Origin of the sequence: Pseudomonas sp. R3-57, assembly GCF_051132065.1 — a bacterium.
GTDB lineage: Bacteria > Pseudomonadota > Gammaproteobacteria > Pseudomonadales > Pseudomonadaceae > Aquipseudomonas.
This window is the reverse complement of the sequence record NZ_CP071655.1, coordinates 4,614,172-4,637,024: the sequence shown is the minus strand read 5'-3', so window position 1 is coordinate 4,637,024 and position 22,853 is coordinate 4,614,172. Positions and strand designations below refer to the sequence as shown.

Sequence of the window (22,853 nt, the reverse complement as noted above, 5' to 3'; positions counted from 1 at the left end):
CAGTTTGCTGAGCGCCGGAATCTGCCGGTTCAACGAAGGAGGGCGACGTTGCTATCGATCCTGCCTTGGATGACTTGCAATGTCTCTGGGGTTATTTCGTTCGGAAGCAGCTCGGCAGCAATTGCCGAAAACCGGCTGGCGACGGCGCATATTCGCTCTATCATATCCTCCGCTTGATCGATTGCTACTTCCGCCTCCTGCGAAAGCTTCAGCATCTCTTTGCGGCCAATTTCCAAAGCTTCACCCATGACGTCCATTTGGTGATAACCGCCGGGCCCTTCGCAAAAGGTCACATCGAAGGCAGGCGACAACTTCCACTTGCCGGAAGACGACATGAGATAGGCAAAATTCTTCGGATGATCATCCCGGTTGTTGAACGCGACGTTGAAAACCGCTCGTTCGAAGGCCAGCGCTTTCTCGCGCACGTCGTTAGTGCAGTGATGGGTCGCACGGAGAAAATTCACGTAATCCAATGCGCCTGGAGAACGAAAGTCGGCTCCCGTCAAGGCTGCCAGGCTCTGCATGGGGATGCGCAGACCGTCTTGTCGGTCGAAGCGTCTGCTGGCGAAAGCGGCCATTCCATCAGGCAGGCGGAAGTGCTGGCTGTCGGGCGTCTCGATGCCACACAAACGCAGGCATTCTGAATAGGCCATTTCGACTGCGCAAACTTCGGGATGCTCGCCCTGGCCGGGAAATTTCACCAGCCAGGCTTCGAATCCAGAGACAGTCGCCGTGGTAAACGTCCCGGTTTTGGGATCGCGATAGATCAACGCCTTGGGTCTGGCACCTTGCGGCGAGCCACCCACCAATAATAATTTCTGCAGCAACTGTGCACCGTCGCCGTCGAGCACTTCGCGTACTTCAGCCGCCAGCAGCTCAATCGAGTCATGGGTGGCCGGTACCATTAACTCAGGAGCGACAGGCTCGAACGACATGGCGCCCATCGCGTTCGCGCCGACATAGGCCAAACGCTCCAAGGGGCCGATGCGCGCGGCGTTGAGGCCACGACGTTTGAACAAGCGATCCATCAGAAGCATGCCCCAACCATCCGGCAACGCGTCATAGACCGGGCCGGGGAGACCCATTTGATGCGATGGAAAATCTCGCCTCAGCTTCCCACCCGCTAACGGCAGGCGAAGGGAGGACAGTTCCAGGCCTTTTTTCTTCGCCTCATCGCTGTACTCAAACACGATCAGCGGGCGCCCGTTCAAGGCTGTAGTGGAAACAAGCGAGCCCCAAAGCCAGCGCTCGCCCCAACCCTCGTAATAAACGTCCACTTTCTCAAGCATTGTCAGGTTTCCTTTTGATGCGCTGACGCTTGGCGCTGTTTTCGTAACGCAGGATATCGTCCAGGGTTTCGAGCTTCGGCTGGAACAAGTCTTCGAGTTCTTTTCCGCGGCCAAGCACCGTCGCAACGCGCACCAGATTCTCGAACCCGACATTGCGCCCAGACTCCAGATTGGACACGGTGTTGATTCCGATACCGGCCCGCGCGGCGACATCAGCCTGGGTCATTTCCAGAGCGAGCCGTTCTGTACGCAGCCGATTACACAGGCGTATGACGATTTCGGCGGGCGTGCTGAGATTAAGCTCCAGCATGGCAAGATCTCTTGGAGAAGTCTGATTTATGAAGTGTAGCGTAAATCCATTTTAATGGATGTTATCCGCTCAATACCGATATAAAACACAAAAAAATGGATTTATATGGAAGGGATGTGTCGGGGAGTACTCTTGAATTTGTCTTTTCACCAAATCCCGGACACAAAAAAACCGGCCCTGTAGGCCGGTTTTTTCATTCCTGCGTCCCCGTCAAAAAGCGCGACGTGAGACCAAATTTGGTTGGAGCGGGTAGAGGGAATCGAACCCTCATCTAAAGCTTGGGAAGCTTTCGTTCTACCACTAAACTATACCCGCTCAGAGCGGCTGACTTTGTACCAGACTCGGCCACGGATTTGAAGTTTTCTTTTCTTTCCAACGGCTTTTTTTCGTCGAAGCCGGTCACTCGCGAGCAAGGGCTGCAAAGGTACAAGACGAATACCTCAAGCCTGCAGCCTTGCCCGCGGCGACGCTGTTTCAAATAGCCAATGCATGTTGGTCCTGCACATACGAGTAACGCGTTCGGCTGGTCTGCTGCGCCGGTTTCAGAAAACCGAGCAAGGCGTTCTGGCTGTCGCGGCACGCGGCTTTGTGTTCCATGTCGAGAAAATGCCCGGTGGCTTGCAGGGTGGTGAACGTGCTTTGCACCACATGATTGCCGAACAGGCGTGCGTCCTCGGCGGCGGTGTATTCGTCCCATTCGCCGTTCAGAAACAGCACCGGTACGTTGATCTTCTTCGCCGCGTTCAAGTAGCACTGGCGGTCGCTGTGCAGCACATCGTTGATGTGGAAGTGCATCTGCCCGTATTCGTGTTCGGCCAGGCTGCTGACGTGGCGGTAGTTGAAGCGCTTGAACAGCGACGGCAAATGTTTGCCGATGGTGTTGTTGACCAGATGGCCGACGCGGTCGCGATCCAGATTGCCGAGGTAATCGACGCCACGTTCGAGGTAATCGAGCATGTGTGCGTTGATCACCGGCGAGAATGAGCTGATCACCGCTCTTTCGATGCGTCGTGGCTGCTGGGCGAGGGCGACCAGCGTCGCGGCGCCGCCCCAGGAAAACGACAGCACGTGTTCGGCGGCGAAGTGGTCGATCAGCTCCAGCAGGATCTGCCCTTCGACTTCCTTGGTCAGATGTTTCTCATGGCGGTTGTGGGCTTTCGAGCGACCGGCGTAGGGCTGGTCGTAGCAGACCACGTTGAATTGCGGGTGCAGGTTTTTCACCGTCTGGGCAAACGACGCAGTCGTGGCCATCGAGCCGTTGACCAGGATGATGGTCTTTTCTGCGGCGTCTGCGCGATAGAACTCCGTGTAAACCCGATACTGACCCTGTATATCCAGCACAGCGATTTCTGGCCTCATGTCGTAAGACTCCTGGCAAGCAAGCGGGTATGCGCACAATGAAGATTGCACGAGCTTTGTGACAGGTAGGCATACGCCTGGAATGTGTTGGCCCATGTCGATCCGGTAAGGCAGGTCGACGGGTATTGTTATTGGCGGGCAGTCTGCCGGTTGCAGTGCAGCCCCGAGGGCGTGCGACCGACAAAAAGTTTCTTGGAAGTATGTGGTGACTCATCGGTCACATTTCGGCCGACGACCTGATTCAAGCAGGGGAGTCTGGATCGCGCAAGTGCCGTTGGTAAATTGTTCGACAACTTCGGCTGAGCGGTCGCCAGCTTAGAACAAATGGATCTCTTCGGTGCGCAAAGCGCGGTACTCGCCCGGTTTTAGCGCGCTGTCCAGAGCCAGTTCGCCCATTGATTCGCGGTGCAGGCGCAGTACCTTGTTGTTGAAAAAACCAAACATGCGCTTCACCTGATGATAGCGGCCCTCGACGATGCTCAGCCGCGCCACACGTGGGCCGAGCAGTTGCAGGTGCGCCGGTTGCGTGGTCAGGTTTTCAAAGGCGAAATAGATGCCCTCGGCAAATGTCGGCGCGTAGCGTGCGTCGATCTCTTGCTCGGTCTCGACGTAATAGACCTTCGGCAGCTTGGTCTGCGGTTGGGTCAGGCGCCGCGACCAGGCGCCGTCGTTGGTGATCAGCATCAGCCCGGAGGTGTTGAAGTCCAGGCGCCCGGCGATGTGCAGGTCGGCCTTGTCCGGTTCGTCGAGCAGGTCGAGCACGGTCGGGTGTTGCGGGTCGCGAGTGGCGCTGACGCAGCCCGGCGGCTTGTGCAGCATGAAGTAGCGCGCTGGTTTACCGCGTTGCAGTACATCGTCGTCGACTTCGACGCGGCTGAATTCCAGCACCTCACTGTGCGGGTCGCTGACGACTTTTCCGTCAACGCGCACGCGCTTTTCTACCAGCAACAGGCGAACCTGCTGACGGTTGTAGCGGGGCAGGTTACTGAGGAAACGATCGACGCGCATGGTCAGCATTCAACGGCTAAACGGCCGCGCATCTTACGGGATCGGGCGCCGGCCTGCTTGCAGTTGCGCCTCGACCTGCGCGCAACGCGGACACAGGCAGGACTGGTTGCGCAGCGCTGGCGGCAGTGCCTCGAGCACCGCCGGGTCGATCGTCACGCCGTAACACCAGCATGCGCGGTCGGCCTTGCGCGGGTCGGCCAGGCTGCAGTCGTTGCGAGCGCCGCAGGCCGGGCAAAGGTCGGGTTTGGCAATATCGTCAGGCATAAGTCGAGTGAGGCATTTCCACGCAGGTGCGGTTGCGGCCGGTTTGCTTGGCCCGGTACATCGCATGATCGGCCCGCGACAGCAGACTGTGCAAGGTGTCATCGCGTTGCACGGTGGTGGCGCCGATGCTGACGGTCAGATTCAGACTGTGGCCGTTGTAGGCATATTCGTGTTGTTCGACGTGCTGGCGGATTTTCTCGGCAATTTTCTGACCGGTGTCGCCGTCGGTGTCCTTCAACAACACGATAAATTCCTCACCGCCCCAGCGGCAGACAATGTCGGCATGGCGCAGACAGCTTTGCAGATCGCGGGCGAAGCCGAGCAACACCTGATCGCCAGCCATATGACCGTGGGTGTCGTTCAACGCCTTGAAGTGATCGAGGTCGAGCAACAGCGCAGTCAGCGGTCTGGTCTCGCGCTGGGCTTCGTGCAAGGCCTGCGCGGCAAGAATGTCGAAGCCGCGGCGATTGGGCAGGCCGGTGAGGCTGTCGAGGGTGGCCAATGCCTGGATTTTGTTCTGATAGCGTTTGATCACGCGGTTGAGCAGCACCAGCACGATCAAGGTCACCAGCAGGCAGATCAACAGATTGAGGTACAGCGACTGGCGGATTTCACTCAACGCGCCGTCTTCACGTTTATCAACGAACAGGTACCAGTTCAGCTCTGGAATAAACCGCACGTTGAGAAAATGCCCCTGCCCGTGAGTGGAATATTCATAACTGCCGCTGTGCGGTTTCGGCAACTGGCTGATCAAGCCCTTCATGCTGTCCAGCTCGCCGAGGCTCTGGCCGATGTGTGCACCTTGCGGTCCGCCCTCGGCGCCGGTCAGGACCAGGCGACCGAAGGTGTCGACGAAGTACACGCTGCGTTGATAGCGCTGTTGATACTTGTCGATCAGCTTGATCACTGCGTCGACCGTCAGCCCGACACCTGCCGCGCCGATGAACCGGTCGTGGTAGTCGTAAACCTTGTAGTTGATGAAAAACGTCAGGTTGTCCTTGTTGGCCAGATCCGGGTCGACGTTGATCTCGTACGGGTCTTTCATGTCGCGCACACGGAAGTACCAGGCGTCGCGCGGCTCGTCGACTTTGACCTGTTTGAGCACGCCCTTGGCGTGATAGTAAGTGTGCGTGCTGTCGGAGACGAAAAACGCTGTGTAGGCGCCGTAATGGGTCATGACCTCGTCGAGGTAGCGGGTCATCTGCTCCGGGTTTTGCTCACCGTTGACCACCCAGTCGCGCATGAACGTGTCGCGCGACATCATCGAAGAAATCAGGATCGGCCGGACCAGATCCTTCTGGATTTCCGAATAGACCGTGTCGGACGTCAGTGGCAGTTCGGTGTTGACGATGTTGTCGCGAATCGACGCCCGCGAGGCGTAATAGCTCAGCAACGACGTGGCGAGGAAACCGGCGCCGAGCAGCGCGACCAGGGTCAGCACCAGTGAGCGTTGCGAGTACAGCGGTGAACGAAGCGGCATGGCAGATCCGTTCGCAGTGGCCCGATGGCAAGCATTTTAGTGGGATGGCCAGGAAAAGACTGCGGGATTTGTGCCGGAAAGGGCGGGGGATCTGACTCTGCGGGGTGTCAGTTAGATCGCAGGCCCTCACCCCAGCCCTCTCCCGGAGGGAGAGGGATCTCATTGTGGTGATGGCAAAGATTGTGATCGACTCGGTATCAGCGAATGGCGACCAACGAAGAAACACCGCGGTCAGTTCCCTCTCCTGGGGGAGAGGGCCAGGGTGAGGGCGACCGTTCGGATCAGCTCCGGAATGCCAGATACGCCCGCCATCCGCCCAGATGACTGATATCCACCGCACCCTCCAATCCATACGCCTCACAGATAAACCCGCTCTCCCAGCGTCCATCCGCCAGTTGCACCTTGCCCAACCCGAGCGGCGCCGGTATCCCGGTGAGAAACGAACCCAGTTCGCTGCTCGGCAACTCCCACACCTCGACGGCAATCGCCACACCGCCGTCCTTGACCCGGACCATGCCCGGTCGCAATGGCGGGCCGCCAGCCAGTGCGAACAGTTGATAGTCCGGCGAGCTGAACGTGGTTTCGAGCAAGCGTCCGCCACGCTGGGTCAGCTGCCAATTCAGCGCCAGCCCTTGCAGGTGCGCGCCGCACACGACGATGCGCGCGCGATCATTGCGCGCCACGTTCGCCGGAACCGGCGAGGCCGGGTCTTGCTGACGCTGCAACGCATCCGCCACGCTCAACAGGTATTGGTCGGTGAACGCCCGGCCAAACAGCGTCACACCCCATGGCAATCCATTGGCCATGAACCCGCTCGGTACGGCGACGGCGGCGTAGTCGAGCAGGTTCATGAAGTTGGTGTAATAACCCAGTTCGGAGTTGCGCAGCACCGGTTCGGCGTCGAGTTCGGCCAGTGTCACCGGGCGCCCGATCGTCGGGGTCAGCACGCAGTCGAGGTTCTCCAGCGCTTGATCGCAGATCGCTTTGAGCGCCTGCAGCCGATACTGCGCACGGAACGTCTGCACGCCGGTCACCGCCGGCGCCTTGGCCAGAACCGCGCGGATCACCGGCAGGACTGCTTGCGGATTGTGCTCCATGAGTTCACCGGCAACGCTGTAGCGCTCGGCAACCCACGGCCCGTCATACAGCAAACGCGCCGCTTGCAGAAACGGCGACAGATCGAGTTCCACCGCTTCGCCACCCAGCGCCTTGAGCCGTTCGATGGCGTCTTCGAACAACCGCGGCCCTTCGCTGCAACCGAAGAATTCGAGGTCCTGCGCGCGCGGCACGCCAAAGCGAAATGGCCGTGGCGCGCCGAACGCTGAGCCGTCATTCCACGCCGGGTTGCGGCGGCTGTATTCGTCACGCGGATCGAGTCTTGCGGTCAATGCCAGCAACTGACTGGCCTCACGCGCCGTTGCGGTAAAGGTGGTGACACAGTCCAGCGTGCGGCACGCCGGCAGCACGCCGGCCGTCGAGACCAGGCCTTTGCTCGCCTTCAGTCCAAGCAGATTGTTCAGCGCCGCCGGCACTCGTCCGGAGCCGGCGGTGTCGGTGCCCAAGGCAAAACTCGCCACGCCCAATGCCACCGCCAGCGAAGAACCGGCGCTGGAGCCGCCCGACGGATACTCGGGCAAAACGCTGTTCGGACAGGCGCCATACGGCGAGCGACTGCCATTGAGGCCGGTGGCGAACTGGTCGAGGTTGGTCTTGCCCAGCGGTATCGCGCCCAGCGCCAGCAATTGCTCGACGATGGTCGCCGAGCGTTGCGGTACGTAGGCAAAATCCGGACACGCGGCGGTGGTCGGGATGCCGGCCAGATCGATGTTGTCCTTGATCGCGAACGGCACGCCGTACAGCGGCAGGCTGTCGAGGTCGCGGCCGTCGAGGGCGGCAAGGTACGGCTCCAGTTCTGCGACGCTGAGCAGGTGGATGAACAGGTGATAATCCGGGTTCAGCGCGGCGGCTTTTTCGCGCAGTTGCAGCAGCAATTGCCGCGGTGTGGTGTCGCCATTGCGGTAAGCCTGGCGCAGGGCATCGAGTTGCAGGTTCATCAGTGGTTCCTTGTTCAGAATGGGCTTGAGTCGAGTTCCAGCACCACGACGCGCTGGCCGGCGCGCACCGCCGAGCCAGGTTGCACGCGTATCTCGCGGACCACCCCGGCAAGCGGCGCGAGCAGCGGGATTTCCATCTTCATCGACTCGAGAATCACCAGCACATCGCCTGCGGCAACACGGTGGCCGGCCTCGACCTGCACCTGCCAGAGATTGCCGGCGATGTGGCTGTCGACGCTGTGTTCTCCGGCTGCCAGCGGCGCATCTTCAATGGCCTCGGTGAGTACTTCTTCGCTGTCGAAATGCGCTTGGCCGCTGGCGATCCAGCGCTCGCGCTCGGCGTTGAAGGCGCCTTGTTGCTGAGCACGAAAGGCATTGATGCTTTGCGCTTCACGACTGAGAAATGCCTGGTAATCGGCAAGGTTGAGCTGACTGTGTTCGATGTTCAGTTCGAAGCGCCCAAGCGGAAAATCGCGGCGAATGCGCAGCAGTTCTTCAGCGCTGACCGGGTAGAAACGAATCTGATCGAAGAAGCGCAACAGCCACGGTTTGCCGTCGAACGCGGCGACTTCGCGGTAGCGATTCCACATCTGCAACGTGCGCCCGACGAACTGATAACCGCCGGGGCCTTCCATGCCGTACACGCACATATAGGCGCCACCGATGCCCACCGAATTCTCGGCTGTCCAGGTGCGCGCCGGGTTGTATTTGGTGGTGACCAGACGGTGGCGCGGATCGAGCGGCGTCGCCACCGGCGCACCGAGGTAGACGTCGCCCAGGCCCATCACCAGATAGCTTGCATCGAACACCGTGCGCTGCACTTCGTCGAGGTTCGGCAGGTCGTTGATGCGGCGGATGAACTCCAGATTGCTCGGGCACCACGGCGCATCCTTGCGCACGGTGGTCATGTATTTTTCGATCGCCAACTGGCACGCCGGGTCGTCCCACGACAGCGGCAGATGGACGATGCGCGACGGCACTTGCAGGTCCTTGGCGGCGCACACCGCGTCCCACTCGCCGGCGATGATTCCGAGCAGATCGGCCAGTGGCAGTTGCTCGGGCTGGTAGTGCACCTGCAGCGAGCGAATGCCGGGGGTGAGGTCGATCACGCCGTGCAGGTTTTTGCTTTCCAGTGCCTGCATCAACGCGTGGGCCCGGAAGCGCAGAACGAGATTGAGCTCAGGTTCGCCGATTTCCAGCAGTAAATGAGTGTCGCCAGACACTCGCGCAACCAGTCGCTGATCACCACGGCTCAGCTCAAGAACCACAGGCGACACCCGACCCTGTGGGAGCCAGCCTGCTGGCGATGGCGCCCGTCCAGACACCGCATCAACTTCATCGCCAGCAGGCTGGCTCCCACAGGGGGAATCCCATTTCAGGGCGAGGTTGCGGGCGGTGCCGAGGTCGACGGGAATGAACTGGATTTTATCGCCCGCCTTAAGCTGCCCCAGTTGCCACAAATCCGCTTCGATCACCGTCACCGGACAGACAAACCCACCCAGGCTCGGGCCGTCCGGGCCAAGGATCACCGGCATGTCGCCAGTGAAGTCCACCGCGCCGATCGCATAGGGGTTGTCATGAATGTTCGAAGGATGCAGACCCGCTTCACCACCGTCCGCGCGTACCCATTCCGGCTTCGGCCCGATCAGGCGCACGCCGGTGCGGCTGGAGTTGAAATGCACTGCCCATTCGGTGGCGAAAAACGTATCGATGTAATGTTCCGTGAAGTATTCCGGGGCGCCGTGCGGGCCGTAGATGACGCGGATCTGGCGCACGGCCGGCAGCGCAGTGATGTGCTGTTCGGCCAGTTGCTGACCGCTGCTGTGATCGCTCAGCGCTGGTATGTGCAACACGTCGCCGGCACGCAACGCACGACCGCCGTGGCCGCCGAACTGGCCAAGGGTGAAAGTGCTTTTGCTGCCCAGATAATCCGGCACCTGCAAGCCGCCGCGCAGGCACAGATAACTGCGCGCGCCGGCGGCGCTGATGCTGCCCAAGTGCAAGGTCGCGCCGGCCGGGATCAACAGCGCGGTGTTCATCGGCACGTTTGCGCCATCGAGGGTCAGCGTCAGCTCCGCGCCAGTTACCGCCACCACCGCCTCGCAATTGAAACGCAGCAACGGCCCGCTCATGGTGATTTCCAGCGCCGCCGCGCCTTCGGGATTGCCGAGCAGGCGATTGCCCAGGCGCAGCGCGCGGCTGTCCATCGGCCCTGAGGGCGGCACGCCGACGGCCCAGTAACCGAGACGGCCGGGATAGTCCTGCACGCTGGTTTGCGTGCCAGCGCTGAGCACTTCGAAGGTATTGGCGCGATAGAGCAAGTTCTCGAGACAACGGGTCCACGGTTCGCCGCTGGCGAAGGGCGCGTCGAGGAGAATTTGCCTGAGATAATCGCGATTGGTTTCCACGCCGTACAGCACGCTGTCACCCAGCGCCTGGTGCAGCTCGGTGCGCGCCTGTTCGCGGGTCGGCGCCCACGTGATGACCTTGGCGATCATCGGATCGAAATACGGCGGGATCTCGCAACCGGCCTCGACCCAGGTGTCGATGCGCAACTGCACACCATTGGCCGGCGGAAATTGCACCGCCGTCAGCAAGCCCGGGCTCGGCTGAAAATCGCGTCCCGGATCTTCCGCGTACAGCCGCGCCTGAATCGCATGGCCTTCGGGTCGGAGCTCGCGATACAGCTCGCTCAACGGGGGCAGATCACCGGCCGCCAGTTCGACCATCCAGCGCACCAGGTCCACGCCCCAGACCTGTTCGGTGACGCCGTGCTCGACCTGCAGACGCGTGTTCACTTCGAGGAAATAAAAGCGCTGCGCCTCGCTGTCGAAGACGAATTCGACGGTGCCGGCGCTGCGGTAATTCACCGCTTTCGCCAGCTTGATCGCCGCCGCGCAAAGTGCTTCAGCCATGCCGTCCGGCAGATTCGGCGCCGGGGTTTCTTCGAGGACTTTCTGGTTGCGCCGCTGCACCGAGCAGTCGCGCACGCCGAGGGCGATGACTTCGCCGCGACCATCGCCGAATACTTGCACTTCCAGATGCCGGGCGCGCTGGATGTACTTCTCAATGAACACACCGGCGTCGCTGAAATTGTTCTGACCGAGACGTTTCACCGCGTCAAAGGAGTCGCGCAGTTCGCTGGCGCTGCGGCACACACGCATGCCGATGCCGCCACCGCCGGCGGTACTTTTCAACATCACCGGGTAGCCGACGTGTTCGCCAGCGATCAGCGCAGCGTCGAGGCTGTCGAGCAGTTCGGTGCCTTCGAGCATTGGCACGCCGTGCTGTTTGGCCAGGGCGCGGGCGGTGTGCTTGAGGCCGAACACGCGTAACTGTTCAGGCGTTGGCCCGATGAAGGCGATGCCTTGCGCTTCGCAGGCTTCGGCGAACGCGGCGTTTTCCGACAGAAATCCGTAACCGGGATGAATCGCTGTGGCGCCGCTTTGCCGGGCGACGGCAAGGATCTTCTCGACCGCCAGATAGGTGTTGGCCGCCGCGCCCTCACCGAGGCTGTGGGCTTCATCGGCTTGCAGGATGTGCAGGCTGGCGGCATCGGCCTCGGAATACACCGCCACGCCTTGCGCTTGCAGCTGCGCGAGGGTGCGCAGAATGCGGCAGGCAATGGCGCCACGGTTGGCAATCAGGACTTTTTCGAACATGGCATAACCCCTGAAGGGGAAGCGGGCCGTCCCGCTGTTTTTTGACAGACACCCGGGCCGTCCCGGATGGAAAAAACATTCACCAACCACCTCGGATCCCCTGTAGGAGTGAGCCTGCTCGCGATAGCGGTGGGGCAGTCAAGACTGCTGTGGCTGATACACCGCAATCGCGAGCAGGCTCACTCCTACAATGGTTTCTGGTGTGAATTCACTTCTTCACACACTGCCCGGACCGCGCCTGGCACAGGCTAAAAAGCCAACGCCGCAACCGGCTGATTTTCAGTTCCATACCAGCAACTCCGCAGGCGTCGGGTTATAGGCGTTGCATGGGTTGTTCAGCTGCGGGCAGTTGGAGATCAGCACGATCACGTCCATCTCCGCGCGCAACTCGACGTACTTGCCCGGCGCGGAAATGCCGTCCTCGAAGGTCAGCCCGCCATCCGCCGTGACCGGCACGTTCATGAAGAAATTGATGTTCGGGCCGATGTCGCCTTTGCCCAGTCGACCGTCGTGGGCGCAGGCGCGCAGGTAGTTGTCGCGGCAGCTGTGCATGTAGCGTTTTTCCAAGGCGTAGCGCACGGTGTTGCTTTCTTGCGCGCAGGCGCCGCCGAGGGTGTCGTGGCGCCCGCAGGTGTCGGCGATAATGGTCAGCATCGGCTGGCCGAGGTTGGAATACAGCACGCTGCCGGTGCTCAGATAAACGCTGTTCTGCCGGCGCAGGGTGCGCTGCACGTCGTAGCGTTCCTTGGGATTGGCGAGGCTGTAGAACAAGGTGTCGATGGCCTGATTGCCTTCCAGATCGAGGATGCGCAGGGTCTGGCCGGCCTTGACCTCCAGCAGCCACGGCTCGCCGGCCGGGATGGTGGCGCGGTACACCGCAGCGTCGAGTTGTTTTGGCGAAGTGGCGATTGCAACGGACATGGCAGCGATCCTCAGGCGAACAAACGGTCGGTGTTGATGAAGCCGCGCTGGTTTTCCGGGCGCGAGGTGCGGCAGTGCTCGGCGACGCTGGCGTCGGCGTTCATCCAGCTGAGCTTCAGCGGTTTGGGCGCGTACTCCGGCGCCGGGTCCATCGGATGCTGCAGGGCGGTGAGTACGACCAGGGTGTCCATCGGCGCGTACAGTTCGATGTAGTCGCCAGCCTTGGAATTGCCTTCGACGAAGTGCAAACGTCCGGCCTCATCGACATTCACCCGGCTGAACAGATTCAGGGTCATCAGCAGATCGGACAGGCCCAGGCCCCACTTGCCGAGCTCTACCAACAGGTTGTCGGTGCCGTTGCGGAAGAAGCCGTTGCGCAATTCCTGATAACGGCCCTGTCCATATTTTTCGGCGACTTCTTGCGCGCAGAGCACGCCGCCGAGGCTGTCGCTCCAGCCGCAGGTGTCGGCGGTGATCGCGGCCAGTACGCGGCCCATGTCCGAGTACAGGCAATGGCCGCTGGTGAGCTTGGCGGTGTGTTGGCATTTGAGGCTGTCGGGCAGGTTCAGCCGCTCGGTTTTTTCGTTGGCGTTGAGCAGGGTCAGGCTGACGTTGGCGCCGCCGCGCAGATCGGTCAGGCGCAGCAGTTGGCCGCGCTTGAGCACGAACGAACGGTGGCCGCCACCGGGCAGCATTTCCTCAGCAAAGGGCGGGAACAATCGGGTCGAATCAGTCATTGGCGTGTTCATCAATGCAGTCCTCTCAAGCGGTGCGAAGGGTGCCGGCCAGGGGCAGCGGCAGGGCGTCGACGGCGGCGCGCTGGGCGCGGCGGTCGCTGTTCAAAGGGATGTCGTAGGTGATGCGCGCGCCGTAGGCGCCGGGGGCATGCGGGTCGAGGCGAACCTTGTCGAACACCAGCAGACGGGTGCCAAGATTGAAGCCTTCGGACAGGTCGTGGGTGACCATGAACACCGTCAAGCGCGTCTCGCGCCACAGCTCCAGCAGCAGCGTGTGCATGTCTTTGCGGATGCCCGGATCGAGCGCGCCGAACGGCTCGTCGAGCAACAGCACGCGCGGTTTCATGATCAATGCCTGGGCAATCGCCAGCCGTTGCTGCATACCGCCGGAGAGCTGCGCCGGGTACTTGTCCAACGCATGACCGAGGCCGACCTTGCCCAGCAATGCCGCCGCCTGCTCGCGCGCGTCGCGCTTGGCGCTGCCGAACAATCGGCCGAGCAATGGCGCGTGCGGCAGTTCCAGACCGAGGGCGACGTTGTCGAGCACGCTCAGGTGCGGGAACACCGAGTAGCGCTGGAACACCACGCCACGGCTGGCGTCCGGCTCGCTGGCCAGCGGCTGGCCGTCGAGCAGAATCTCGCCGCGACTGGCCGTTTCCTGGCCGAGCAGCAGGCGCAGGAACGTCGATTTGCCGCAGCCGGACGCGCCGACCAAGGTGCAGAATTCACCCTCGTTGACGCTCAGGTTCAAGCCCTCCAGCACGACTTGATCGGCGTATTGCTGCCAGACGTTTTTCACCGTGATGAAGCTCATTTGCCGGCCCCCTCATACCAGGGGAAGGTGCGTAGCGTCAGGCGTTTCAATGCCCAGTCCATCAGCCAGGCGAGGAGGGTGATCCACACCACGTACGGCAGAATCACGTCCATCGCCAAGTAACGGCGGACGAGAAAGATCCGGTAGCCGAGGCCGTCGGTCGAAGCGATTGCTTCGGCGGCGATCAGGAACAGCCACGCCGAGCCGAGCATCAGCCGCAGCGAAATCAGCAGACGCGGCAGCAACTGCGGCAGCACCACGCGCAGCATCAGCGTCCAGGTCGAGGCGCCGAGGGTCTGTGCCTTGATCAGCAGTTCCACGGGAATTTCCCGGGCGCGCTGTTCCAGATCGCGGGCGAGGGCCGGGGTGATGCCGATCACGATCAGCATGACTTTCGACAACTCGCCCAGACCGAACACGATGAACAGAATCGGCAGGATCGCCAGCGGCGGCACCATCGACAACACCGTCAGCAGTGGCGACAACGGTGCGCCAAACAGCGGCAGCGTGCCGGCGGCAATGCCCAGGCACAGCCCGGCCAGTGCAGCGATGCCGAGGCCGATGGCCAGACGCCGCAGGCTCGACGCGCTGTCCTGCCACAACAGGTATTCACCGGTGCGGCTGTCGGCACTGAAAGCCAGGCGCTTCACCGCCTCCGTCATCTGCACGGCGCTGGGCAGCAGTTTGTCGTTGGGGTTGTCCGCCAGACGCTCGGCCGAGCCGGTGAAATAGGCGAACAGCACCAGGGCGAACGGCAAGAGCACCAGCAACAGGCGACTCGGTCGATCCGGGTGGCGATTGATCAGGCGCATGGCCAAATCCTCCGTGGCTTACAGCTTGGCGTCGGCGGCCATCTGCACGTAAGTCGGATCGAAACGCAGCTTGAGATTGCCGGTGTCGCCGCTGGTCACGCCGTTGGCGAAACTCATGCCGACCGCGCTGGGGTCTTTCGCGCCTTCGCCGAGCAAACCGTGCTCGAAGGAAAATTCGGCGACCTTGCGCATTGTGTCCGGCAGTTGTTTGCTGGTGGCGAAGCTCAGCGCTTCGGCTGGCGTGGCGAACAGTCTTGTGGTGTCCAGTTGCGCCTGGAATCCGGCGAGGTCGGTGCCCGAGGCCTTGGCCATGTGCTCCAGAGCGGCCTTGCTCGCAGCGTTCTTCGCGTTCATCAGCGCGACCACTTCGAACCATGCGCCGGTCAGCGCTTTGCCCAGCGCCGGGTTGTCTTTTAGGGTGGCGCTGTTGACCACCATCATGTCCATGATCTCGCCGGGAATCTGGCTGGAGTTGAACACCTCGGTCACAACCGGTTTGGCCTTGATGTCCGAGAGCATCGGGTTCCAGGTGGTCACGGCCTTGACTTCATCGGTGTTGAAAGCGGCGGAAATGTCGGCATCGGAGGTGTTGACCACTTTCAGGTCTTTTTCGGTCAGGTCCACCGAGTCCAGAGCGCGGGCCAGCAGGTAGTGCGAGACCGACAGCTCGACCAGGTTGACGTCCATGCCCTTGAGATCGGCGACCTTCCTGCCTTCACCCTTGAGGACGATGCCGTCGTTGCCATTGGAGAAATCGCTGACAATCAGCGCGGTGCTGTCGACGCCGCCGGCGGCCGGAATGGTCAGCGCATCCATGTTGGTCATGGTGCAGCCATCGAACTGGCCGGCGGTGTACTGGTTGATTGATTCGACGTAGTCGTTGAGCTGTACGACGTCGATCTTGATCCCGTATTTCTTCGCCCATTTGTCGACGATGCCCTGGCTGCCGGCGTATTCCCATGGCATCCAGCCGGCGTAGATCGTCCAGCACACGCTGAAGTGGTCTTTCTGGGCGGCGGGGGATTGCGTGCTGAGCAGCGCGGCGAATGCGGCGGCGAGCAGGGCGGGCAAACGTAGTCGGGTCATGGTGAGTTCTCCAGTTGATCGAGGGCGGACAGGAAGGCAACGCGGCACCGCGAACGGTGGCTTGTCTCCCGGGCTTTTGTCCCGCCGTGTAACCTCAACTGGAGGTCGCCAACTCTCGGACCAGCCACTCGCACATGCGAGCCGGAACCCTAGTCAGCCATTGCAAATTGTGGTGCCGCGAACCTGTGATGACTCCTGCACAAGGTTGCTAAAGCGAGAGGCGTGCCAAGTCGGCAAGAAGCCTCTGGCTCGGGGGCTGGCTGGCGGTGGTAATGATTGAGCGGTTTCGATGCGCTTTGTGTTGGTGCGCGGCTGCACCGTTGTGCAGCGCTCGAGGGCGTCGATATCAGCGCGGCGAATTTACCGATCACGACCATCAATCAGCGGATGAATGACGGCTTTTCGCATGTGAATAACCTTTCATCGATCACTTGTTTCAACTTGTTGCAGGAACGCACCAGATGCCGAAATCGCTGTCTGATTTTTCGTCAGTCACCGATAAACGGCTGATGCCTGCCAGCGTCGCTGGTGTGGCCCACCCGCGGTCCAGGAGGCCGCCATGTATAGACGAATTCTTCTGCTTGCTGCGTTGATGTTTTCCGTTGCCGGTTGCGTCCCGTACTCCTACGCGGACTCGTATTACTCCGAGGTGTACACATCACCCGCACCGGCCTACTACAACACAGGTGGCACGTATTACCGGGGCGGCAGCACGTACTATTCGGCGCCGCGTTACTATCAGCCCGCACCCCGTTATTACCAGCAACCGCGCTACTACCAGGCGCCGCGCTACTACCAACCGGCCCCGCGTTATTACGAAAGCCGCCGCTGGCACGGCAACGATCGTGGACGCTGGGAAGGCCACCGTCGCGGCGGTTGGGACAATGACCACCGCGGTCGCGGCAACTACGACTGGCACAGCGGTCGCCGTGATTACAACGGCCGTGGCAATCGCTGGTAATTACCGGCAAATGAAAAAGCGGCGCATCGAGCGCCGCTTTTTTATGCCCGTCAGAAAAGTGCTCCAGTAGCGATCTCCGAGGGGATTCACAGACGCTTCCTACATTTTCATTTCCAGGCATTTGTTAGCGTTTGCAGATGCCGAACGACGCGAGGAAACCTTGGCTCGATAGCGGCGAAAAACGGACGTTACCGCTATGAGGCTGCTTGTTGTTCACCAGAATTTTCCGGGCCAGTTCCGCCATGTGGTGCTGGCCGCGATTGCCCGGGGCGATGAGGTTCTGGCGATAGGCCGGGATACGGCGCCGGGGCTCGACGGGGTGAGATTGTTCCGCTATCGAACTGGCAGGAAAACACCGGCCAACATTCACCCTTATCTGATCCGCTACGAGCAAGCGGTGATCGATGGCCAGAAGGTCTTTACGATTCTGACCCGCTTGAAACAGACGAGCTATCGACCCGACGTAGTCCTTGCTCATCCTGGCTGGGGGGAAACGCTCTTCGTCAAAGACGTGTTCCCCGATACGCCGCTTGTCCACTATTGCGAGTATTACTATCGAGCCCACGGCGCCGACTCCGGGTTCGATCCCGAGTTTGCACGCGCTGAAAGTGAGTCTTCAAGGCTTCGAGTGCTCAACTCGATGCATCTGTTGAATCTTGAACAATGTGATATTGCGATCGCGCCTACGCACTGGCAACGCAGTCTCTTTCTTCAAGCTTATCGATCCAGAATCAAGGTCATCCACGAAGGTGTCGTTCAGAACAGTAGCGTCGCGCAAGTCGAGTCTGTTGTGTTGCCCTGTGGGGCCGAGCTGAAAGCCGGGCAACCGATCGTGACTTATGTCGCCAGGAATCTGGAGCCGTATCGCGGCTTCCACAGTTTCATGCGAGCGATCCCGCAGATCCAGGCTGCGTGTCCGAGCGCCCGGATAGTCATCGTGGGAGGGGATGAAGTCAGCTACGGACGGAGGCCGGCTGAATATGCCAATTGGCGTTGCAGAATGCTGGCCGAAGTGAAGTTCGATCATTCCAGAGTGCATTTCACCGGAAAACTTGCTTATCAAACGTATAGAGCCATTCTGCAGCTTTCGACGGTTCACGTTTATTTGACCTACCCGTTTGTGTTGTCGTGGTCGTTATTGGAAGCGATGGCTTCCGGTTGCGTGGTAGTCGCTTCGGATACGGCTCCGGTAATGGAAGTGATTCAGGACGGGGTTAATGGACTGCTGGTTGATTTCTTTGACTGTCAGGCGATTGCTGAAAGGGTAAGCAAGGTATTGAACTCGTGCGGTGAATATAACCCTCTGCAAGCCGCTGCCAAGCGGACCGCGAGCAAATTCGATGTAACGGCCGGCACGAAGCAATATTTTGAGCTGTTTGAAAACGCTACGTCGGGGCCTAACGGTAAACGGGCTGCTGTTCGGTTTGGGGCGGGGATTTGAAATGCTCGTGATGTCGCGTAAGCAAGCGGTCAAGTGGCTTAAAAGGTTATTGAAGTATGGCTTGTTCGTATATGTCTGTTATTGCGTAGCGGAATTTCATATTCGCAGAGAACAGTCCGCCGAGGCGGCGGCGATCTATCAAGCGGACCAGAAGGCCTGTCAACAGAAACTGGCGAGCATGAAACAGGTGCCGATATTGGGTGGCGCTTATGTGGATAAGACGCTGGTCCCGGAGTTTTGCGTTGGCATGCCGGAATTGGTGAATAAGAAAGCTTGCCTGGCGATTGCTCTGAAGGGTTTTTTCTGGTGGACCGGGACGGGACTGCACCGGTACCAAGATCACCGCGCAGAGTCGATTCCCAAAAGTTGGCGGCTCTATAAATTGAATGCCGGACTTTTTACCAGAAAAGAAACTACCGAGCCCCATGAACGGGGTTATAGGCACGTCAACTGGCCGGATGAGTTGATTGTGAAGTTGAAGAATTATCCGGGGCTGGAGATTTGGCTGGATGCACCTCCGCCACATTTCAAGAATGAAGATTCGGTTAGAACGTTTGTTATTACCGGCTGGCCGCGGCGAGATGGAACCCCTCGGTTGATCAACTGTGATGGCTTGATTCGTCCGGCTTCGGAGGAACAACTGACTGACGAGAAACTGGCGCGGCTCAACAGAACCGAATTGGAAAATCTTGATTTCGGAAAACTAAATTTCTCCTGCGCTATCAATCTGGATAACTTCGACTTCGCTGGTGGGCACGGTGGCGTAAAACTCGGATTAGCGTCATTACGCGAAGCACCTGAGATGCTCAAGTATCTCAGTGATTATCTTTCACGCTCTGTTATTACAAGGAAGTAACAATGAGTTATGTTTTTAGCGATATGGAAAAATCAGAGATTTTCAACGCAGCCAATATGTGCAAAGGAATGAGGCTGCACTCAAAACAAATTCAGTACGAAGCGCTGAAATCGGCAGGGGCGAGCTGCGCTCCCCTGTACCAAAAGCTATTCGACATTATTGGCGGAAAAGTTTCTGACGTTGTAGCTGCCGATAAAGAGGCAGGAGAAGTGCTGAAAAGCGCCAGACTCTGGCTTGCCGTGGCCATTGATGCCAACGGTGGAAACGGTGCCTACTCTGCGCTGATTCGTGGTTACACCTCGCGCCAGGGTGAACTCAGACTGAATACAATTTTCAGCGAAGACCTGATGCAGCTCTCATCCAACCAGGTTGCCGTCAATTTCATCAATACCCTGATCAACGGATCCCTTGCCGGTCAACTGGCACCCTGGACCGTTCCGTCGATCAGCCAGATCGCAGAAATCGATGCCAGCGCGATTGGCGAGGCCCTGTTCAAGGAGGTTTGCGGGGAGGACGACACTGCCGTGAAACGAAATGCCGGTTGGTCTGGAACGGTCGGTTTCAGCTTGTTAGGTGGAAAGCCTCCCTATGAAACCTGGCGATTGATTTCCGCCGGTGATTCGTACGGGGAAGATGACGGACCACCCCTTCAGGCAAAACCCAACCGGCTCGACGACTATAAAAACATTCTCTTCGCCATCGACGCCTACAGCGTCGGCCTGCGAGCGGCGATCAGCAATTTCGGCGTCAATCCACTGCAAAGTCTGCTTTCAGTGGTGCCGGAACAAATCAATATCGCGCTGGCGAGTGGCAGTGTGAATCCGCTGATTCAGCATGTCGTCAAAGGCACGCCTGTTGCCGCCGTGGTCGAGTTGATCTTGCGCTACGGCCAGAACGAATTTCTCGACATGTTCAAGCGCACTTACGATGGCGGTTCTGCCGCCACACCCACCACCAACGAAACCTTCGCCAGCAACGCTTACGCCTTCTTCTCGGCATTCTCCCCGGAGCAGTCGCAAAGCATTGTCACCCGGACAATAGGCGAGTTCGGCAATGCCAGTGCATGGGCGAAACTGGCAGGCGAGGCGACGACGCTCGGTCTGGCGTTGCGCAACTCTTTGCAGCAACTCAGTGAAGTCGTCATAGAGAGAGCCGACGGTTATCACAACCGCAACCTCGAACTTTACGATTCGCACACTGGCGAAGGCTTTATCACCGCGCAGTGGCTGGCAGATCGTGCGCAGATGCTGGCCCGGTTGATTGCTCGAACCCGGGGCTCGTTCGCAGAGCACTCGCTGCAGAAGTATTCCTACTCCGATCTCGCATCAGGCAGACAGGCGCCGATGACCACCGGAGTATTGAACCCGCTGGCCATGTTCGGTGATGACGGCGGGCGCTCTTTCGCCGGTGGCGCAAATGGCGATCATCTTTATGGCGGCGTGGGCAATGACACAATCGATGGGATGGCCGGTCACGATGTCATTGAAGGTGGTCGCGGCAACGACTCGCTAACCGGAGGCGACGGCAATGATGCGCTGTACGGAATGGCCGGAAATGATGTTCTGGTGGGTGGAACCGGTAACGACTCATTGTTCGGAGGCGAGGGCAATGATCGCTACGAGTTTTCCAGCGGCGATGGCATCGACGAGATTGTCGATGCCAACGTAAACGGGCAGCTATGGATCAACGGTTCGCCCATTCCTTCACTCGAACGCCGCGCGCCGTTGAGCAATATCTGGTCTACCGATGATCAGGCCATCACCCTGACGCTTGTTGAACACACGCTGAATATCAAATATGGCCTGAACGATCTGGTTGTTATCAAAAACTTCCAGCCTGGAATGCTTGGCATCCGTCTTCCTGAGTACGTGGTACAGCCGGTCGCCGTCGCAGATCTGACACTCCAGGGCGACTGGAAAGCAAAAGACGCTGAACCCACTGTCCCCGGCGATCAGCCTACCCACGATGAATTGGGCAACGCTGTGCTGCTGCCGAAGGTAAAACATCGCAACAAGGCAGACGTGCTTTACGGTTCCGCCGCAGACGACGTCATTCTTGGCATGGGCGGTTCTGATCGATTGTTCGGCAAGGCTGGAGACGATCGGTTATTTGGCGACAAGGCGACGACACTCGAAATAGCCATGGCCGACGGTGACGTCAGGGGGAAGGCAAGCCGCGGAGACTGGCTTGATGGCGGCCAAGGGAACGACTTGCTGATCGGGACCACATCTCGAGACGTTCTCCTCGGCGGCAATGACAGCGATACCTTGATCGGCGGTGCTGGCGACGACGTTTTATCCGGAGACGAAACCACCGGTGCGCTGGAGCAGGGTTGGTCGGTCAAGCGCGCGAACGTCCCTATTGCTGGCGGTGTGACCAGTCACCGCACGGTCTATTCAAAGGCCTCGGTAAACAGTGCGACCGAGGGCGGTGACGACGTGCTGTACGGGCAGGGCGGCAAGGACGTTATCAACGGCGGTTGGGGTGAGGACCTGCTTGACGGCGGAGCTGACGACGATTTTCTCAAAGGCGAGCAAGGTCACGACACCCTGGCCGGTGGCGGCGGCAACGACGTGATGCTCGGTGACAACCTCGATTGGAGCGGTGGTCTGTCCAGCAAGCATCATGGCAACGATGTGCTGGACGGCGGCAGCGGTAACGACTTGCTCGCCGGTAACGGTGGCAGCGACGCGTTGTATGGCGGCTCCGGCAATGACACTTTGCAAGGTGATGACGACGTACTGGACGGCGTCGCTGGCGATGCCGCGCACTTTTTTGGCAATGATCTGCTGGACGGAGGTGCGGGCGACGACCGGCTCTGGGGCGGTGGTGCCGATGATCTGCTCTTCGGCGGCGAAGGCAACGATGATCTGATTGCCGATAGCCCTGAACATCCGGTTCGTTACCACGGTAACGATTTTCTTGATGGCGGCGCGGGGGATGACACCCTGCGAGGCATGGGTGGCTCGGATACGCTGTTGGGTGGCGCTGGCGCTGATTTCCTGGATGGCGACGTGTCTGACTTGCAACCGGGCGGAATCAGCAATGACTTCCTTGATGGCGGCGAAGGAAATGACACGTTACAGGGCGGCTTCGGTGCCGACACACTGTACGGCGGGATGGGTGAGGACCTTTTGGCCGGCGATTACGAACAAACCGCTGAAGCCGATTCGGGCGCCGATTATCTCGACGGCGGCTCAGGCAACGACACCTTGCTCGGAGGCGGCGGCAACGACACCTTGATGGGCGGGGAAGGAACGGATTACCTGCGCGGCGATTCGGGCAACAACGTGTTTGATGGCGGTCCCGGTCATGACGTGCTGGAAGGGCTGGAGGGGGCTGATATCTACTATTTCGGCACTGGCGACGGGCTGGATGTTGTTAACGATTCGGGTGGCAGAAATATTGTCCGGTTCGGCGCAGGCTTTTCAGCGCAAAGCCTGACAGCCGACATCCTTGAAGTGGCGGCCGGCACGGTCATGCGGTTGGCCAACGGGATGGGCGACGCACTGCTCATCAAGCACCACGAGAAGTGGAAGGATTCGACTTTCAGCTTCAATGACGGTGTTGTACTGGGCTATGAAGACGTGTTGCGCAAAACACTGCCACCGATGCCGACGCCTGAGTTATCCGCATCTGAAGTTGTAACCGCCATGCGAACCAATGACGTTGTCGATGAAAGCCACGTTGAGGTTGCCGGTCAGCGAAACGATGAAACCCTTGCGGCGCAAGGCCCTGTTGCAACCGATCCACACGTTGACTGGAGCGAAAAATTCCTCGCGCAAATCGAGTCGGAGCG

Annotated in this window: 17 protein-coding genes, 1 tRNA gene, 1 pseudogene and 1 riboswitch; of the genes and pseudogenes, 5 read left to right on the top strand and 14 right to left on the bottom strand. The window is 59.9% G+C overall.

Annotation, left to right across the window (positions count from 1 at the left end):
* Positions 1-29: 29 nt before the first annotated feature.
* The 14 genes from J3P93_RS20860 to J3P93_RS20795 all read right to left on the bottom strand — a co-directional run bounded on the left by J3P93_RS20860 (position 30) and on the right by J3P93_RS20795 (position 15,796).
* Positions 30-1,289, bottom strand: a complete 1,260-nt coding sequence (locus J3P93_RS20860) for a type II toxin-antitoxin system HipA family toxin (RefSeq protein WP_434591418.1) — start codon at positions 1,287-1,289, stop codon at positions 30-32.
* Positions 1,282-1,599 (bottom strand): helix-turn-helix transcriptional regulator, encoded by a 318-nt coding sequence (locus J3P93_RS20855; protein WP_434591415.1) that lies wholly within the window; start codon positions 1,597-1,599, stop codon positions 1,282-1,284. Before J3P93_RS20855 ends, J3P93_RS20860 begins: the two co-directional genes overlap by 8 nt.
* 241 nt (positions 1,600-1,840) lie before the next feature.
* A tRNA-Gly gene (locus J3P93_RS20850) sits at positions 1,841-1,914 on the bottom strand.
* 159 nt (positions 1,915-2,073) lie between these two features.
* Positions 2,074-2,958 (bottom strand): alpha/beta fold hydrolase, encoded by an 885-nt coding sequence (locus J3P93_RS20845; protein WP_434591412.1) that lies wholly within the window; start codon positions 2,956-2,958, stop codon positions 2,074-2,076.
* Between the two features lie 315 nt (positions 2,959-3,273).
* Positions 3,274-3,966 carry a pseudouridine synthase gene (locus J3P93_RS20840; RefSeq protein WP_434591409.1) on the bottom strand — a complete coding sequence of 231 codons (693 nt, stop codon included), beginning with the start codon at positions 3,964-3,966 and terminating at the stop codon, positions 3,274-3,276.
* 33 nt (positions 3,967-3,999) lie between these two features.
* The gene (locus J3P93_RS20835; protein WP_434598456.1) at positions 4,000-4,218 is read right to left on the bottom strand and encodes a cysteine-rich CWC family protein; all 219 of its coding nucleotides are present in this window, start codon (positions 4,216-4,218) and stop codon (positions 4,000-4,002) included.
* Positions 4,219-4,222: 4 nt separating this feature from the next.
* Positions 4,223-5,710, bottom strand: coding sequence for a sensor domain-containing diguanylate cyclase (locus J3P93_RS20830; RefSeq protein WP_434591406.1), 1,488 nt, complete (start codon positions 5,708-5,710; stop codon positions 4,223-4,225).
* Positions 5,711-5,991: 281 nt separating this feature from the next.
* Positions 5,992-7,764 carry an allophanate hydrolase gene (gene atzF / locus J3P93_RS20825; RefSeq protein WP_434591403.1) on the bottom strand — a complete coding sequence of 591 codons (1,773 nt, stop codon included), beginning with the start codon at positions 7,762-7,764 and terminating at the stop codon, positions 5,992-5,994.
* Positions 7,765-7,778: 14 nt separating this feature from the next.
* A complete protein-coding gene (gene uca, locus J3P93_RS20820; RefSeq protein ID WP_434591400.1) occupies positions 7,779-11,426 on the bottom strand; it encodes an urea carboxylase in 3,648 nt (1,215 codons plus the stop codon).
* A 279-nt stretch (positions 11,427-11,705) separates the two neighbouring features.
* The gene (locus J3P93_RS20815; RefSeq protein ID WP_434591397.1) at positions 11,706-12,347 is read right to left on the bottom strand and encodes an urea amidolyase associated protein UAAP2; all 642 of its coding nucleotides are present in this window, start codon (positions 12,345-12,347) and stop codon (positions 11,706-11,708) included.
* An 11-nt stretch (positions 12,348-12,358) separates the two neighbouring features.
* A complete protein-coding gene (locus J3P93_RS20810) occupies positions 12,359-13,084 on the bottom strand; it encodes an urea amidolyase associated protein UAAP1 (protein WP_434591394.1) in 726 nt (241 codons plus the stop codon).
* A gap of 25 nt (positions 13,085-13,109) precedes the next feature.
* Positions 13,110-13,898: an ABC transporter ATP-binding protein gene (locus tag J3P93_RS20805; protein ID WP_434591391.1), complete on the bottom strand. Its 789-nt coding sequence runs from the start codon at positions 13,896-13,898 to the stop codon at positions 13,110-13,112.
* Positions 13,895-14,710 carry an ABC transporter permease gene (locus J3P93_RS20800; protein WP_434591389.1) on the bottom strand — a complete coding sequence of 272 codons (816 nt, stop codon included), beginning with the start codon at positions 14,708-14,710 and terminating at the stop codon, positions 13,895-13,897. The genes J3P93_RS20805 and J3P93_RS20800 overlap by 4 nt, the downstream gene beginning before the upstream one ends.
* Positions 14,711-14,728: 18 nt before the next feature.
* Entirely contained in the window at positions 14,729-15,796 is a 1,068-nt protein-coding gene (locus tag J3P93_RS20795) for a putative urea ABC transporter substrate-binding protein (RefSeq protein WP_434591387.1), read from the bottom strand.
* Positions 15,797-15,859: 63 nt separating this feature from the next.
* A riboswitch (guanidine-I (ykkC/yxkD leader) is annotated at positions 15,860-15,960 on the bottom strand.
* A gap of 112 nt (positions 15,961-16,072) precedes the next feature.
* Here J3P93_RS20795 and J3P93_RS20790 point away from each other — a divergent pair.
* The 5 genes and pseudogenes from J3P93_RS20790 to J3P93_RS20770 all read left to right on the top strand — a co-directional run.
* Positions 16,073-16,306, top strand: coding sequence for a hypothetical protein (locus tag J3P93_RS20790; RefSeq protein WP_434591384.1), 234 nt, complete (start codon positions 16,073-16,075; stop codon positions 16,304-16,306).
* A gap of 49 nt (positions 16,307-16,355) precedes the next feature.
* Entirely contained in the window at positions 16,356-16,757 is a 402-nt protein-coding gene (locus J3P93_RS20785; protein WP_434591381.1) for a hypothetical protein, read from the top strand.
* A gap of 196 nt (positions 16,758-16,953) precedes the next feature.
* Entirely contained in the window at positions 16,954-18,198 is a 1,245-nt protein-coding gene (locus J3P93_RS20780) for a glycosyltransferase family 4 protein (RefSeq protein ID WP_434591378.1), read from the top strand.
* A gap of 1 nt (position 18,199) precedes the next feature.
* Entirely contained in the window at positions 18,200-19,054 is an 855-nt protein-coding gene (locus J3P93_RS20775) for a hypothetical protein (RefSeq protein WP_434591376.1), read from the top strand.
* A gap of 2 nt (positions 19,055-19,056) precedes the next feature.
* Positions 19,057-22,377: pseudogene (locus J3P93_RS20770) on the top strand (calcium-binding protein); the annotation flags it as partial.
* Between the last annotated feature and the right edge of the window lie 476 nt (positions 22,378-22,853).

Bases quoted from the DNA above. Each gene is read 5' to 3' on its own strand.
- J3P93_RS20860 (WP_434591418.1), bottom strand. From the start codon at position 1,289: ATGCTTGAGAAAGTGGACGTTTATTACGAGGGTTGGGGCGAGCGCTGG.
- J3P93_RS20855 (WP_434591415.1), bottom strand. From the start codon at position 1,599: ATGCTGGAGCTTAATCTCAGCACGCCCGCCGAAATCGTCATACGCCTG.
- J3P93_RS20845 (WP_434591412.1), bottom strand. From the start codon at position 2,958: ATGAGGCCAGAAATCGCTGTGCTGGATATACAGGGTCAGTATCGGGTT.
- J3P93_RS20840 (WP_434591409.1), bottom strand. From the start codon at position 3,966: ATGCGCGTCGATCGTTTCCTCAGTAACCTGCCCCGCTACAACCGTCAG.
- J3P93_RS20830 (WP_434591406.1), bottom strand. From the start codon at position 5,710: ATGCCGCTTCGTTCACCGCTGTACTCGCAACGCTCACTGGTGCTGACC.
- atzF (WP_434591403.1), bottom strand. From the start codon at position 7,764: ATGAACCTGCAACTCGATGCCCTGCGCCAGGCTTACCGCAATGGCGAC.
- uca (WP_434591400.1), bottom strand. From the start codon at position 11,426: ATGTTCGAAAAAGTCCTGATTGCCAACCGTGGCGCCATTGCCTGCCGC.
- J3P93_RS20815 (WP_434591397.1), bottom strand. From the start codon at position 12,347: ATGTCCGTTGCAATCGCCACTTCGCCAAAACAACTCGACGCTGCGGTG.
- J3P93_RS20810 (WP_434591394.1), bottom strand. From the start codon at position 13,084: ATGACTGATTCGACCCGATTGTTCCCGCCCTTTGCTGAGGAAATGCTG.
- J3P93_RS20805 (WP_434591391.1), bottom strand. From the start codon at position 13,898: ATGAGCTTCATCACGGTGAAAAACGTCTGGCAGCAATACGCCGATCAA.
- J3P93_RS20800 (WP_434591389.1), bottom strand. From the start codon at position 14,710: ATGCGCCTGATCAATCGCCACCCGGATCGACCGAGTCGCCTGTTGCTG.
- J3P93_RS20795 (WP_434591387.1), bottom strand. From the start codon at position 15,796: ATGACCCGACTACGTTTGCCCGCCCTGCTCGCCGCCGCATTCGCCGCG.
- J3P93_RS20785 (WP_434591381.1), top strand. From the start codon at position 16,356: ATGTATAGACGAATTCTTCTGCTTGCTGCGTTGATGTTTTCCGTTGCC.
- J3P93_RS20780 (WP_434591378.1), top strand. From the start codon at position 16,954: ATGAGGCTGCTTGTTGTTCACCAGAATTTTCCGGGCCAGTTCCGCCAT.
- J3P93_RS20775 (WP_434591376.1), top strand. From the start codon at position 18,200: ATGCTCGTGATGTCGCGTAAGCAAGCGGTCAAGTGGCTTAAAAGGTTA.